Below are 15,233 nucleotides of genomic sequence, written 5' to 3'. Positions count from 1 at the left end.
GAAACACCAAAGGTTCATAAAGATATGAAGAAATTTGTCACTATCTCAGGTAATAGAGCAGGTTCAACATGGTATCAACACATGATGAATTCAATCAAAGGAGTGTCAAGTGATTACGAAGCTCAATTAGAAATGAATGTTCCGACTCCACAACACCTCCCCTTACTAAAAGAATCTTTTTCATTAGAAAACATTTTAGAATCATTGGCTTCAGAAGAACAATCCCATGTGGTTGGCACAAAAATTGTACTGCCAGGTATAAGAAGATATACAGATTCGGACTTCGAATTTTTAAAAAGAATTTTATCCGACTATCATATTATACATATAGGGAGAGATTACTTTGACAGTTACTACTCTAAATTCCTAAACAGAGGTCACCTTCTGAACGAACAGGGAAGGAAACCTGCAAAGCATACAAAATACTGGCTATCTAAAGAAGAAAAAAACACATTCGTACCTAGAGAAATAGATCTAAAAGAACTAGAAAAAGACCTTTCAAACAGATTAAACAATGAAAAATTAATACTAAAACATTTAAAAACAAAAAAAAATTACCAACACATAGAATACGATAAAATCCCTGAATCCTTCATAGACTCAGCCTTGAAAATTTGCAAAGAAATAGACAAAAAGTCTCTAGAAGAAGCCCTAAAATCGCCAAGCACTAAAAAACACAAAGAAATTAAAAAGTCCGATTCCATAAATAACTATAGCCAAGTAATTGAAGTAGAAAACAAATATAGAATATTAAGAAAAGAGCTTTTTCTATGAAAAAAATAATGGAAATAAAAGAAAATGAATTCTCAATAAATCACATAAAAAACCTATCGGAAGGGACATTAATAATAATAAGGAACTCACCAACACCTCATAAATTAAGAAATGAACTAAAAAAGAAAAACAAGAACCTAAATGACTTTTACCTCAAGAAAAAAAAACTATCTACAAAAGACATAAAAACACTAACCAACAGAATAAAATCATTAAGAGATAACTACAAAATACCTTATCTATTCAAAGAATTAATCGAAAAAATCCACTTCAAACCAATTAAAATTGATAATGGAATAAGTCGACTAGTATTTGATTCAAAAACTCTATCCAATATAGAAAAATGTGATTTTTTTGAAAGAGAAGATTTCAAAAGACAGTCTCCAGACTCAAATACTGAGACTTTCATGCCAGGAAGCGCCAACATTCATAGGGACTTCAACCGACCTCACGACCATTTACAGATAAATTTTTGGTTTCCTATGCATGATACTAGCGATGAAGAAGTTCTTCGTATTTGGCCAGATCTTTATAAAGAAAACATTTTAGATATGCCTAATTCTGAAGAAAACATTCATGCTTTGGGTGTGCCAGCTCAGTATCAACTAAATTTTGGCGACATTATAGTTTTCCATTCAGAACATATACACACTTCGCCAAAAAGAACCTCAGAAACGACAAGACATACATATGAACTTAGAGTAGCATACGACTGTCATGATGATAACAACCATTACAGATCTAATTTTACAGACTTTAAGAATATAAAAAATGAAAAAAACCGAATCCAAATATCAAGAATAAAAAAAGGATTAAAGCCCTCCAAAAAAAAATCCAAGAAAGAGACCTTCTCAGAAGAAATATTTCTTTCAAGATCAAAAATTTCTCAACCATCAAACGCTAAAATAAAAGATTTCATAAAACGAACTACAAGTCCTTATTTTTTATCGAAAGTGGTAGAAAACACAAAACCAAAATATGAAATAAAAATACTTGCCCTTAGAAAAGCTGAAAAAGAAAAAAACAGAATACCGAACGAAAAATATCAACCAATAAATTACAAAAACAGTCGAACCCAAATAAGCCCCAGTGAATCAATAGAAAAAATAAAAAGAGAATTACTTTGAAAAAAAGATCTTTAAAAATAGCATACGGAAATCATTGGAATTTTGGGCTCAATGTCGGCGACACTTTCATATTGATAAAAAAAGCATTAGAAATCTGTGGCATTCTAGCTGATATCGAAAAAGAACCCAGCCCAAATCACGTTAATATCGTGATGGAAAACTTTGACGAAAAGTACCTCGCCAAGATGCAAGCTATCCATCAACAAGGCGGCCGATTTATTATAATTGGCACTGAATTCTTGACAGGCAGCACCTTTAACAACTTTAAGTTTGAAGAAGACACCTCCTATTACTTTGACAGAGATTACTGGGCCAACCGATATCGCTGCTTTCTAATGGCGACTGAATTTGCTCAAGCGGTTTGGCATTTTAGTGACATTGCGGTAGATGATTTTTCCGCCCAGTTTGCACTTCCCGTGCTCTACTTTCCTCATCACTACGTGCCGGGATTCAAGCAAGTTCAACACCGTTCTGACGAAGAGAAAGACATCGACTTTCTCTTTACTGGAGCCAAAACAGACTATCGTCTAGACCTGCTTAAACAGCTATCTGGTAAAGGCTATAAGGTTGAAGTCGTACATGCCTTAACCGCGCCGTTTCATCGCAATGACTTGATTGCTCGCTCAAAAATTGCTTTAAATCTAAAGCAATTTCAGCAGTGGCCCTATCCTTCTCAGTCTCGTTTCTTCTATCATATCATCAACGACTCCCTAATGATTACGGAACCGACTGAGGTCATAGCTGACATTCAAGAATATGTCCTTACTGGGACAGGTGACTTTATCCAGTACTGTGAGAGCGAATTAGCAAAAGGTCATTTTAATGCGCGCGCTCAGGCCAATAGAACCCGCTTTGCAGCAGAACGACCGATGAAAAATAGCATAGAAACGATTCTAACAGCGAGCGGCTTATGTTAAACCAACCTATTGTGCTTTCTGGTCAGCCACGCTCTGGCTATGCCCTGACCAACAATATCATTCACAAAATCAAACTCTGTGCTAGACGGTTAAACGATGATAGTCAACGCCAAAAAGCGCAGGCCATTACTCGCGACCCCTCTCTTCATCTGGTGGACGTGTACCACAGTGCTTTACAGTCTTCTGGTTATGATCTAAACCACGTAATCATCAATGGGGAGTTCCATAGCTTATTTGGTGGCCCAAAATGGTTTGATGAAGACGGACATTACTATGTGCGCAAATACATCGGAGTGGTCGGCAAAGGAGATTTGCTGATTAATCACCGTATTCCATCATTAATTGCACACTATTACGACACCCTGCACTCCCATGAATATCCACAGGTCATGTTATCTCTAGCCCCCGATGCCCGTCATGTTGCATCCATTCGTAATCCACTAGATATGATGAACTCAGCCAATCACTCCATCAATGCATTGAGCAGTGAATACATACAGCGCAACCCGAGTCTTGGCCAAGAAACGACCATTCGCGAACAAATCGCTCTATCAAAGTTCTCGGATCTACGCCTATGTGATGGCTTGATTCAACATCAAAAACGTTACTGGTTGGAATTTCTCCCAGTACAAGACCAGTTTTATCAAGTCATCTGGGAGGACTTGATCCAGTTTCCACTGGAAACCATACAGAAGCTGTGTGAAGCCCTACACATATCTCTTAATCAAACTCAAATCCGTGCTATTTGGCATTCAATGGATCATAAGAACACTTTGCTGTACCACTTACATAACTTTCGGGAAAACAAGGGCATTGTGGGGGATTGGCAAAACAATCTGGTCAACGAGCACATCGACTTATTCAAAGCAGCAGGGTTCGATGAAATTCTAGTGGCACTCGGATATCCTCAACTGACCTACTTTAGAGAAAGTGAGTATAACGATCGGCAGAAAGCTATTACCGCCAACCTTCGCACTGGTGCGACTCCAAGTATTTCGGATGACACGCTGGCAACTTTTGCTTTTAATAAATCGAATATAGATACCAGCCAATACGACTTTTACAAAGGTCAGTGGCAAGGTAATACATGTATTGAGCGAGCCACGTTTACTGACTCGGCATTGTTTGAACAACTGATTTCACAGAGTGAGGGACGTATTGCTCTTGCCTATGAAAAATGTAAGCAAACTGACACATGGCAAACCGACTTCCCCCAAGAATTTATTGTAAACCTAAAGTCCGCCATCCAATCTGGTAAACCTGTGGCGCTTTGGGGAATTTCCTATGACTTTGAAAGACTTATTGATCAACTGCCGCTCGATATTTTAAACGCACCCAATGTCACCTTATTCGATCAACTAGAAGCAGGATTGATGATTGGCAGCAAACCCGTCGAGTCATCCAACAAGTTGCCACAATTCGACGGTCAGATATTTGCAGTACCAACCCAACCGGGGGCAAAGGCAAGTATGCTAAGGCTTGCCAAACACCAGCATTTTGATCATCGTCTGACTCTTAATTAAAATTCTTTTGGACCAAAATATTATGACAACCACTGACATCGATACCCAAGCCCTTTTCAGTGTCGTCAGTTATGGCTACTCAGCAAGTCGCTGGGTAGCGTTTGCACTGGCCTACCAGCCTGAGGTATTTGTCGCTCACGGCACCTACGCTTTGGACTCCATTATGGCTGGGGATGCTGAGGCTGAACGCCACCAAGGAAAAGCTGGAGATCGACTCGACTCGCTGACTCGTGGCCGAACAGATTTACAACTCAAAAACTACACTCTGACCGAACTCTATCGCCTGTACCAGCAGGATTATCCGAGCAAGAAGGTCTATGGTAACGTTCATACTTTTGTGCCGCGGGAACTCTTCTATAAGCCAGATTTTGACCGCTTGGCTCCCAAAGTCTTTCATTTAGTCAGAGAGCCCTTTGCTTTTGTCACTAGCCACACCAGTGGAGCAATACAAGCAGAGGCTGTGCCAGAGCTAAAAGCTCATTACCAAGGCTTTTTTGACCTGTTTTGTGAACGTTTTCCTCATATTCGTGAGTGCAATTGGTTCGACCCAACATCACTCGAACAAAAAGCCTTTCTAGTAAGCTGTTACACACTGTTTAATTTAGCACAAGATATCCGCCGCTATGGTAAGCAAATGACGACGATAAGAATGGAAGAACTGACTAGTAACCCTAGGGCTCTAGCAGATACATGTGAACGGATAACTGGCTTGAACTATGATCAAACGGCACTTGAAACGTTTATTCGGGCGGGGGCTCTAAATCTGCATCGTAAGCATCAAAACTCCAATGATTGCGCTTACCATACATGGGAGACATGGCAACAAGAGGCTTTCCGGTGGGTGCTCAGCGCCGAGCTGTACAGCTACTTAAACGAACTTGGTTACCCAATACCAGCTTTGAATTTTAGGTACGAACAGTTCGATTAAATCGAGCTGTTATATCTTCTTCAACAAGCCTAGACACCATTCAAGCGTATTGTGTTTTGCAGTGTTCTTCTGTTTACTGTCGTCAAACTCTTCTAGGTGGTGGTCTATTAAACTAAACAAATCATCACAACTTGAAAAATAGTGAATATGATTATTAGACCGATACATTTTTTCGAATAGCCGTGTTTCTTGATTATCTTGCTCGATCAAGACACACCCACACTGCATTGCTTCTCTCACTTTTCCTTTGCATTGCTCTCTAAAAGGGTAGGTCTGAGTGTTAATCACAATTTTTGTACGACGCAGCAAAGCCGCATATTCTTGGGTGGGTAGTGAATTGCGGTTTTCACCCGATACTCCGCCAATATGATGAAATCTATGTCCATAGTGTTGTTGCAGCAGATCGATCCACTTTCCGCGCTCACCAACACGACTGCCAAATACGGCAATTTCAATATCTTTCTCAATTGTAGGGTCAAAGTAGAAGAGGCTTGGGTCAAACCAAGTTGGGTGAAAAATAACACGCTCTGGTTGAATATGTTGATCATAAGGCGGCATTTGCTTATGCATACGCTCTAGACGTGTCGCATTTGAGTTCTCAATGACTAAGTCTGCATAGCGAAGTACTTGGCGCTCATACTCCAGATACCCAGAATCAGCATTTTCTTCGTCGTAATCCCACCAAACTGTGAGTATTTTGAGTTTTGGTAGTTGCTGCTTTAAAGACAAGAAAAACTCGGCAGATAGGTTCTCTTTAACATGTGTAGGTGTATGAACTAATAAATCAGGCTGAAATGCCAACACTTGTTGTCGCAGCTCCAACGCCCAGTCTTGAAGACGCAGTGACATAAAACAATCACCGTAGAGGCGGTGACACTTAACGTCGGGTAGCAATACCGCTAGCTCTGACAGAATATTGGCTTCATAAGCACGACTAGAAATCACTGTGTTTTGAGCATATTTAGGCATATCTTTTGGTCCGATAATCGGCAAAGATTTTAATGTCGTTCCCCATAAGTCTGAGTTTTTATCGGCGATAGCAACGACATTCAACTGCGACAATTGTTGCCAATATTGCGTAGTATGAGCACCAGCGCCATAAACCACCACGGGAGCACTCCCAATGACACTTTTTGCTTTTTCGATCGACTCATCTATTAGAGCAGTGCTATCTGCTTCATCCCACCCAAAATCATAGGTTTGCGTCTCTCCTAGCAAGCCAGATTGAACCATAGGTTCGCGCACTTCAAGCTTGCCAGCGGAGTCGTCATAGCACTTTGATTCAAAGCGATGGATCGCAAAAAAGGTTTTAGGTTGCTGCAACATAATCAAGATAATACCGATAAGTCTGCTCTAGACCTTTGTTGAAAGAAGTTTCTGGACGCCAGTCATGGGAGAAGCAACGCTCGCTATCTAGCGCTTTATGAGGCATTCCATCAGGCTTATGAGTATCCCAATTGAGTTTACCTTGGTAGCCAACAACGTTGGCAATGGTTTCGCCTAATTCACGTATGGAGATAGATTGCCCACCTGCTAAGTTAATCGCTTCAACACGTTGGTATTGCTCTACGAAATGCAGCATGCCTTGTACCGCATCATCGATGTACAAAAACTCGCGTGTAGGCGACCCTGTCCCCCAAAGTGTGACGTCAGATAATCCTTGTTGCTTGGCTTGATGAAAGCGGTTAATCAGAGCAGGAATCACATGGCCGCGTTCATCATCAAAGTGATCACCTGGGCCATAAAGACTGGTCGGAACCAGCGTGAAAAAACCTTTTCCATGTTGAGTCGCATAATATTGAGTAAGGCGCATTGCGGCTAATTTCGCCGTCGCGTACGCTTCGTTCGTTGGCTCAAATGGTCCGGTCAAAAGACTGTCTTCTCGCAGAGGTTGAGCAGCTTCACGAGGATAATAGCAATTGGAGGCTAAGTTCATTAGACGGGCAACGCCGTACTCTGCAGAAGCACGAATCACATTACTGGCAATCATAAGATTATCGTAGAGAAAATCGACTGGCAGGGTTCGATTAGCTTCAATGCCCCCTACTTTGGCCGCTGCTAACAGTACAACATCAGGCTTTTGCGTAGCGATAAAGTCATGTGTGCGAGCCTGATCACGCAAGTCTAATTCAGCTTTGGTAGCCGTGATCAGGGTGATATTACGTTGTTCTAAAGCCCGAACCAACGCTTTTCCCACCAAACCAGTATGACCGGCAACGTAAACACGTTTGCCGGTGAGGTCAAAATACTTCTCTTTGGCCATGATTAGACGTTCGAGAATTTTGAGTTAGAAATCATACGGTAACCTTTGATCAGCTCCGCAATACCCTGATCCAGTGAGTGATCTGGTAGGTACCCCGTCGCTTCAATCTTATCGTTTGAAACAATGTAGTCACGCTTATCAGGATCTTCACCAATCGGCGCCTCTAAGAATGTAAAGCCAGGCACTTGCTGTTGAATGCGTTGGCACAACTCCATTTTCGACAAGTTCGCATCCGATAGACCGACGTTGTAGGCTTCGCCTTGCATAGTGTCAAAATTCTCTAGGCCATGAACAAAGGCTTTGGCGACATCGCGGATATGAATGTAGTTACGCTTAAAGTGTGACTCAAACAGTACTAAGGCACGATCTTTCACAGCGCGGTAGACAAAGTCGTTGACCAATAAATCCAAGCGCATACGTGGTGAGAACCCAAATACGGTTGCAAGGCGGAAGCTAATCGCGGAGCCGTGCTCTAATACTGCTTGTTCCGCTTCTACCTTGGATTTGCCGTATAGGCTAATGGGACGCAATGGTGATTCTTCAGTACAAAATTTACCTGATTCACCAATACCGTAGCCGCTATTGGTAATCGGCATTAGAATGCGCTGATCTTTACTAAGTAGCTTAGTCAGCATCACCACCGCATCACGGTTTGTAGTCACAGTACCGATTTGATCACGGTCACATAACGGTGCGCCGACGAGCGCCGCTAATGGCACGACCACTTCAGCATCTTTCACCAAACGCTTCATAGTGGCTTCGTCTCGCGCGTCACCGCGCTCGACATTAAAATTCGGATGCGCAACCACTGCGTTTAAAGAGTCTTGACCAAACATAAAGTTATCTAACACGGTCACTTTATGACCCAACTCCAGAAACTTAGGCACCATTGTGGTACCTAGGTAACCCGCGCCACCCGTGACTAAAATATGTTGTGACATGCTTATAACTCCTTCGCAGCGTTGTCGAGAACGTCTTTTAATAAATGTAATTCTTTACTCAGATCAAATGCGTGATTGCCGACAAAGAAGCCGTAGTCGTGGGCAATATGGGCATTTACAATAGGAGTCGCTTCAGAGTAATCGTAATACTTGATGACATCGTGTTTAAGGAAGCTACCACCCGTAATGATACGGAAGCCAATCTTCGCTTCTGTTAACGCCGCAAAAATCGCTTTACGGTCTAAATTCATTTCTGGGTTCAAAACAATGGTGAAGCAAAAACACGATGATTTGCCATTCTCTTTTTGGATAATGAAACGTTCATCATGACCAAATAAGTCTTGAAATAGCGCCCAGTTCTTACGACGCTCTTCAGTAAATGCTGGGAGTTTTTTGAGCTGCTCTAGTCCAGCCGCTGCATTTAGCTCAGTTGGTCGAACATTGTAACCTGGCAGAATAAATCGGTAGGCTTCGAATAAATCTTCGCCTTTGCGCTCATACAACAAAGAGTCTTCCGGCAGATCGCGAGTCCAGCCATGGGCACGTAGGCAACGACAAAGCTGATACAGCTCCTCGTCGTCAGTTAGAATCATGCCGCCTTCCATGGTCGAGATATGATGAGAGAAAAAGAAACTAAAGGTATTAAGGTCACCGTAAGTACCAGCCTTTTGGCCGTTTAGCTCCGCATCCATGGATTCACAGTTGTCTTCCATAAAGTACAGATCATGACGGTCTGCTACATCACGCATCACATCCAGTGCCGCTGGGTTACCTAAAATACTGACGCCTAAAATCATTTTTGTCGCTGGCGTGATCGCTGATTCAATCAAAGCAGGATCCATATTTAAGCTTTCTAAAGCAATATCAACAAAACGTACTTTCAGCCCATATTGCTGCAGTGGGTGATAAGTGGTTGCCCAACTTAGCGCCGGAACCAGTATTTCGTCACCACGCTGTAGCGGATTGTCTTTTTTGAAAAATAATGCAGCGATGGCAATTAAATTAGCGGACGAACCTGAGTTCACCATAATGCCGTATTGCTTATTGTGATACGCAGCAAATTTTTGCTCAAACTCGGCAACGCGAGGCCCCATCGTAAAAAAGCCCGAATCCATAACGGTTTGCAGGGCATCTAGCTCTTCTTGCCCCCATGTAGGAGCCGCTAAATCGTATGACATTAAAAAGGTCCCTTAAATTGAGTCTGATAAGCCAATTGGCACTGATCATCAGCGGGCACCCAGTCTTGTTTGCCTGATGCAAGCTGGTAGGCCGTGATCGCTATCGTTTTTGGATTTGGGTAGAAGGCATCTTCTAGCGAAGGTGTCGTTGGGCAGGTGGTAGGAGCAAAGCCCATACGCTTAACGGCAGGTTTTAACGAAATGTTTTCGCTTTCAGCCACACGCGCCACGATTTCCGCCGAAAAACCGCAGTTTAACCACGCATTATCAACTACGAGTAACTTGCCAGTCTTATTCACAGACGCCTCAATGGTATCAAAGTCCAACGGTGAGATCGTAACCGGATCGATCACTTCTGCCTCAATACCTTGCTCAGCTAACAACTCAGCGGCACGCATAGCTTCCATCACCATATTTGAAACGCCGACGATGGTAAGGTCATTGCCTTCACGAAGTACGCGAGCTTTGCCAAACTCCACTGTATAAGGTTCTTCTGGCACATATGCTTCTGTACCGTACAGTAGACGATGCTCCATAATGAGAACTGGATTATTATCGCGTACAGCCTGCATCGTTAAGCCTTTGGCATCATACGCGTTCGAAGGCGCAACGACTTTCATACCGGGCACATGGGCAAACATGGAGTGTAGACCTTGTGAATGTTGCGCACCCTGCCCCCATGATTTACCAATCATGGTTCGGATCACTAATGGCACTTGTACCGTACCGCCATACATATAATGGCTTTTCGCAGCAATGTTCACCAGCTGATTCATACACAGCATTAAGAAATCCATGCGGATGTGTACATGTATTGGGCGTTGACCTGCCATCGCAGCACCAATGGCTACCCCCGTCATCGCATCTTCTGACAATGGTGTGGTGAATACTCGCTCAGGGCCGAACTTATCAACAAGCCCTTTCGTCGAACCTTGTATCCCTTTATGGTCATCAATATCCAAGCCCATCATAAAGACGCTACTATCAGCATCCATGGCTTGCTCTGCGCCTTCACGAAGCGCATCAAAATACTTGAGTAAACGCGAGGTATTAGGCGTAGACATAATTGTATAGTTCCTCAGCTGCAGGGAATGGACTCTGTTCGGCAAACTCGACAGCAGCCTGAATACTGGCTTCAATATCTTGATCAATTTGAGCTTTTTCTTTCTCATCAAGACTTTGACCAAGGGTCACATAGACATCTTTGGCGCGCCACTGCTCACCTTCTTCGAGACTACGATAACCTTGATCATAATCTTCACAAGGCCCTACGTGTTCGTACCAACGATGGGTATGACACTCGATAAAGGCAGGACCAGCTTCGGTACGCATGTCATCGATAACCTTTCCTACATGCTCGTGAATAGCCAAAACATCGGGCTCTAAAAAGCGCGTAGCCGGAATACCATAGGTGGCAACACGTTCCGTTAACGTATCGGCGGCCCAACGTTTATGGAGCGGCTCGTGAATAGCAAGACGGTTGTTTTCCACAACAAATAAAATCGGCAACTTGTGTAACGCGGCAAAGTTTATACTCTCGCTAAAACAACCCTCTTCAGTTGAACCATCCCCCATAAAAGCCACCACTACATCGTTGCGACGCTGCTGCTTAATAGCGAGTGCGTGACCGACTGCAACAGGAATCCCTGTGCCTACTACGGCCGACATACCGATAACACCTTTACCAGCCTCAACTAAGTGCATAGAGCCTGCTCGGCCTTGTGCGCAGCCTGTCTTTTTACCATAAAGCTCAGCCATCATGCTGTTTAGATCTCCGCCTTTGGCAAGATAAACACCATGCCCACGATAGGTACCAGAGGCATAGTCTGAGCCTCGTAGGTGGTCAATTACGGCTGCCGCAATATATTCTTGACCAATTGCCAGATGCACAGGACTTTTGATTTTATCCGATGGATAGATTTCTGAAATGACTTCTTCTGCTCTTCTTACCAGAGCAATGGAGGCATAAAGTCTTGCTTCCACTGTAGAATACTCAGTCATATTGAACCTCTTAATTATGTCATTGACATCATATCGGCCTGACATCATTTTTCTAAATTAAAGACGTACTTTTTTACTTAAAATAGTTGTTAAATCAATGCCATCCCACACTTTATCAAAGTTTAGAGCGTGACCCATTTGCGCGAATTGACGTACATTTGAGCGTGTCATTAATGCGACTTTGGCAGCTTGATCGAGCCCAAAGGCAGCAACAGATTGAATATGATTGGGCATTTGTGCGCTTATCATTGCCAGATCACTACATTGACTTTGCCCAACCACGCCCTCTAGGTGCTGATCACCTCCTAAAATACCCGAGCCCTCAATCACCTTAATATTGCCATGAAATACCTCAACGCCGCCTAGTGCACAGAGGTATTGGCTAGCGATTAATCGTTCACTCGCAGGGAAAACGTCCTCCAAACACACATCAACGGCTTTCCAAAATTGTCGCTGTAAGACTTTATCCGTTTGGTACCAGAATACCCATTTGGGTGATGCACAAGCTTGCTGTTGGTATGTACTTACATCCCGCGCAAAACCTTCTGCAAGTTTGGATAATTTCGGTACATCCGCTTCCGTTAGATAGAGCACACTGACCGAGTAACGATCAGGAAATACCCATTCTTGGGCTTGTGCAGGCAATATAATCTGGCGAATGGATTCAATGCTTTGATCACTGCTCCAAAGCATTCGTAGCTGACACCAATGACTCAGCTTTAATGTCCAATCGGAACGCTTGTTGTAGCTGATAAACGCTTGCTCAGAGAGTCCAGCTGTTTGGAAATGCAATGATTCCAACAAGGTAAACAAAGTCTGCTGATCGTCTGTCAGCTGCTCACTAACTCGCACCACCGTTTGGTTGCCCATTAGGTAAGACAACGCCCAGCTGTAAGCAAATAGGCCCTCAACATTCGAAGGCGACACGATAAATACTCGCCCTACAGGTGCCAGTATTACTTTGTCATCGTTGGCGTACTCTTGCTGCCATTGACGTAGTTGCGACTCGCGTAACCAAAAACCCAACGCCGTTAAGGCGGCGCTGTAATGTCTCGATAATAATGCCTCTGACAGTCGTACTAAAAACTGAACGCGTTTCTCATTAAAGGGCATTACCTGGGTACGAGACCATTGCAAATAATCTGGACTTCCCGCCCAACATTGGATGTTAGAAGACATCGCCACAGCCTCGCACTTCAGTTTTTGGTAAACGCCCTAGTACCTCAAAATAACGGCCTTTGCGGCCACAAGGGCAATCATCTTCCCCTAACATACGTCCTAGATCTTCGGTTAGAATCGAGTGTCCCGGATAACTGCTCGGGATAAAAGACAGCACTTGAATTAAGCCGACCTTCCCCACTTGCTGTTCAGCTAGTGTCTCTGGATCACGAAGAATCACATCAGCATAGCTGGGCGCATGCAAATGGCCTTCCTCGCACTCGACAAACACGCTACCAATCTGCTCGACCATGCCATAAAAGTTATGAATCGCCACCTGTTCGCCGAGGGCTTGGCGCACCGTGGTTTTGAAGGTGTCATTGGACACCGCTTGGTCTTGCAGCTTTTTCCAACCACCTGAGTGAAACAGTAATGCTGGAGGTAACTGATTTGATCGACCAGATGCGATCAAGGGCTGAATAAAATGCTGCCATACCATAAAGGTAAAACCAAAAATCAGCACCGGCTCACTGGCATATTTAGCCATGAACTTATCGATGACTGGCCAGTTAGGCGTCATATCGGCGTTTAATGCATAAGTATGATCTCGCCCTAAAAAGGAAAGCCCTTGTACTCCCGCGCCACGAGCAGAAAAGCCGGCTTTATCGCCGGTTAAGCCATCATGATCGATGATCAACATGGGGCGGCGTGCTTTACCAGTAAAAGACGATAACAGGGAAACCAAAACTTTAGACTGCAACGCCGCCGTGTTGCGGTCCAACACTATTTGCGATTTTACTTGAGAGGTCGTACCTGAAGACGTCAGCGTCTTAAACACATTGTCTGGCAAGGTGCTACTTAGGTGCAGCATTTTAAATAAACGAGCCGCGACAAAGGGCACATCGTCTAAAGACTCAGCGTAGCCCGCTTGTAGACCTTGACCAGCAAGCAAGTTCGCGTACGGCGCGCAATGAACTTGATGATGCTGCGTGAGACGGTTCAATTCACTCAGCAACCAAGCATGCTTTTCTGCTTTAGCAAGACCAAAGACCTCAAGGGACTTCCAATCACTCATAAGCACGCCTGCTGTTTTAACGTGGGATAATCCACCTTGCCATTACTGGTATGCGGAATCCTGTCGAGCAAAATTAATTGATAAAACGCTGAATGCATACTGAGCTCTTTTAGATAAGCGACGATTGTTGATTGATGCTGACTGCCAGCATAGGCAATCACTAATTTGTCTTCTTGCCCTAGACACGCATTTTCAGTCACACCACGCTGTTTGAGCGCTTCCTCTAGATGCGCAAGACTTATGCGCTTACCCTGCATCTTGATAAAGCGGCTTTTTCGGCCGGTGATATAGAAGTAACCGTCTGCATCACGCTTAGCAAGATCGCCTGTATGTAGTACAGACTCACCTTGCCCTAACCCTAAATCAACACGGTTTGCAGCATAGCCCATCATGACATTTTCACCTTGATAGACCAGCTCACCCTCTTGATCCGATTCAGAGATCTCACAACCACTTTCATCCACTAACGTTAGCTGGCCGCTAGGAACAGATATACCAATGGAACCAAGTTTTTCTAGCAAATACTTAGGGGGTAAATAAGAAATACGCGGCGCCGCTTCAGTTTGGCCGTACATTACATAAAAGCGTTGCTGATTGACTTGGCAGTGCTCAGCAAAGGCTTGTAATACCTGATTACGCAGCTTACCACCCGCTTGGGTAAAGACTTTAAGCGCTGGTAGTGACATATTGAAAAAGCGTAATCGCTGTAACGTCTCAAAATGAAACGGAACACCGGAGAAAGACGTTACGGCCTGCTCTTTCATCAGCGCCCAAAAGGCTTTATCGGTAATGCTTGTCTCGGTAACGACTAGGCTTGCCCCTACCCATAGATAGGAATTTAGAATCGACAAGCCAAACGAATAAGTTAACGGTAACGACGTGATGGAACGCGCGGTACTATCAAGCTCTAAATATTTCACAATGGAGGCAGTATTGGAATCTAAATTCTGAGCAGAAAGGCGCACCATTTTCGGTGAGCCGGTACTGCCAGAGGTGGAAAGTAATAGACGCAAATCGTCATGCGTTTTCTGCCCGACACTCAATGGCGTCAACGCTGAGATCTGATTGCTGTATAACAGGAAATTGGGCTGATACTCCGTGTAAAGCTCAAGCTGAGTGATATCGCTTAATAAGATCATCGGCGCTCTCGCCATCAGACACGCTAGATAATCGATGATAGAGGCGACCCTATTCTCCATCACCAAGGCGACTAGCTGATGGGCGGCTAATTGACTCGCTACCTGTTCAGCTTGCTGAACCAATTGCCCATAAGACACGGTTTGCTCAGCATCAACTAGCGCAATACCCGTGTGCTGTTTGATTCGTTCGATAAGCTGCATAATGAGTC

At 43.8% G+C, this 15,233-nt stretch carries 14 protein-coding genes; 5 read left to right on the top strand and 9 right to left on the bottom strand.

Annotation, left to right across the window (positions count from 1 at the left end):
- The first annotated feature begins 24 nt into the window (after window positions 1–24).
- Genes DN730_RS11400 through DN730_RS11380 form a run of 5 tightly spaced genes read left to right on the top strand, consistent with a single transcriptional unit; the run spans window position 25 to window position 5,269 of the window.
- Complete coding sequence (locus DN730_RS11400) at window positions 25–774, top strand: hypothetical protein (RefSeq protein WP_115468264.1); 750 nt, start codon at window positions 25–27, stop codon at window positions 772–774.
- A complete protein-coding gene (locus tag DN730_RS11395; protein ID WP_115468263.1) occupies window positions 771–1,901 on the top strand; it encodes a phytanoyl-CoA dioxygenase family protein in 1,131 nt (376 codons plus the stop codon). Before DN730_RS11400 ends, DN730_RS11395 begins: the two co-directional genes overlap by 4 nt.
- Window positions 1,898–2,818 (top strand): hypothetical protein, encoded by a 921-nt coding sequence (locus tag DN730_RS11390; RefSeq protein WP_115468262.1) that lies wholly within the window; start codon window positions 1,898–1,900, stop codon window positions 2,816–2,818. The genes DN730_RS11395 and DN730_RS11390 overlap by 4 nt, the downstream gene beginning before the upstream one ends.
- The gene (locus DN730_RS11385) at window positions 2,812–4,341 is read left to right on the top strand and encodes a sulfotransferase domain-containing protein (RefSeq protein WP_115468261.1); all 1,530 of its coding nucleotides are present in this window, start codon (window positions 2,812–2,814) and stop codon (window positions 4,339–4,341) included. The genes DN730_RS11390 and DN730_RS11385 overlap by 7 nt, the downstream gene beginning before the upstream one ends.
- A 22-nt stretch (window positions 4,342–4,363) precedes the next feature.
- A complete protein-coding gene (locus tag DN730_RS11380) occupies window positions 4,364–5,269 on the top strand; it encodes a hypothetical protein (protein ID WP_115468260.1) in 906 nt (301 codons plus the stop codon).
- 9 nt (window positions 5,270–5,278) lie between these two features.
- On the opposite strand, the gene DN730_RS11375 is transcribed toward DN730_RS11380, so the two are convergent.
- The 9 genes from DN730_RS11375 to DN730_RS11335 are packed head-to-tail and all read right to left on the bottom strand — an operon-like array spanning window position 5,279 to window position 15,225.
- Window positions 5,279–6,595 carry a glycosyltransferase family protein gene (locus DN730_RS11375; protein WP_115468259.1) on the bottom strand — a complete coding sequence of 439 codons (1,317 nt, stop codon included), beginning with the start codon at window positions 6,593–6,595 and terminating at the stop codon, window positions 5,279–5,281.
- Window positions 6,579–7,532 carry a GDP-L-fucose synthase family protein gene (locus DN730_RS11370; protein ID WP_115468258.1) on the bottom strand — a complete coding sequence of 318 codons (954 nt, stop codon included), beginning with the start codon at window positions 7,530–7,532 and terminating at the stop codon, window positions 6,579–6,581. Before DN730_RS11370 ends, DN730_RS11375 begins: the two co-directional genes overlap by 17 nt.
- A 2-nt stretch (window positions 7,533–7,534) precedes the next feature.
- Window positions 7,535–8,473 (bottom strand): NAD-dependent epimerase/dehydratase family protein, encoded by a 939-nt coding sequence (locus DN730_RS11365; RefSeq protein ID WP_115468257.1) that lies wholly within the window; start codon window positions 8,471–8,473, stop codon window positions 7,535–7,537.
- Between the two features lie 2 nt (window positions 8,474–8,475).
- On the bottom strand, window positions 8,476–9,651 hold the full coding sequence (locus tag DN730_RS11360; RefSeq protein ID WP_115468256.1) for a DegT/DnrJ/EryC1/StrS family aminotransferase: 1,176 nt from the start codon (window positions 9,649–9,651) through the stop codon (window positions 8,476–8,478).
- Window positions 9,651–10,715 (bottom strand): alpha-ketoacid dehydrogenase subunit beta, encoded by a 1,065-nt coding sequence (locus DN730_RS11355; protein WP_115468255.1) that lies wholly within the window; start codon window positions 10,713–10,715, stop codon window positions 9,651–9,653. The genes DN730_RS11360 and DN730_RS11355 overlap by 1 nt, the downstream gene beginning before the upstream one ends.
- On the bottom strand, window positions 10,702–11,652 hold the full coding sequence (locus DN730_RS11350) for a thiamine pyrophosphate-dependent dehydrogenase E1 component subunit alpha (RefSeq protein ID WP_115468254.1): 951 nt from the start codon (window positions 11,650–11,652) through the stop codon (window positions 10,702–10,704). The genes DN730_RS11355 and DN730_RS11350 overlap by 14 nt, the downstream gene beginning before the upstream one ends.
- Before the next feature lie 57 nt (window positions 11,653–11,709).
- A complete protein-coding gene (locus tag DN730_RS11345) occupies window positions 11,710–12,831 on the bottom strand; it encodes an acyl-CoA reductase (protein WP_115468253.1) in 1,122 nt (373 codons plus the stop codon).
- On the bottom strand, window positions 12,821–13,885 hold the full coding sequence (locus DN730_RS11340; RefSeq protein ID WP_115468252.1) for a LuxE/PaaK family acyltransferase: 1,065 nt from the start codon (window positions 13,883–13,885) through the stop codon (window positions 12,821–12,823). The genes DN730_RS11345 and DN730_RS11340 overlap by 11 nt, the downstream gene beginning before the upstream one ends.
- Entirely contained in the window at window positions 13,882–15,225 is a 1,344-nt protein-coding gene (locus tag DN730_RS11335) for an AMP-binding protein (protein WP_115468251.1), read from the bottom strand. Before DN730_RS11335 ends, DN730_RS11340 begins: the two co-directional genes overlap by 4 nt.
- Between the last annotated feature and the right edge of the window lie 8 nt (window positions 15,226–15,233).

Origin of the sequence: Marinomonas piezotolerans, assembly GCF_003362755.1 — a bacterium.
GTDB lineage: Bacteria > Pseudomonadota > Gammaproteobacteria > Pseudomonadales > Marinomonadaceae > Marinomonas > Marinomonas piezotolerans.
The sequence above is the reverse complement of the archived record's forward strand: the minus strand, read 5'-3'. Positions and strand labels throughout refer to the sequence as shown.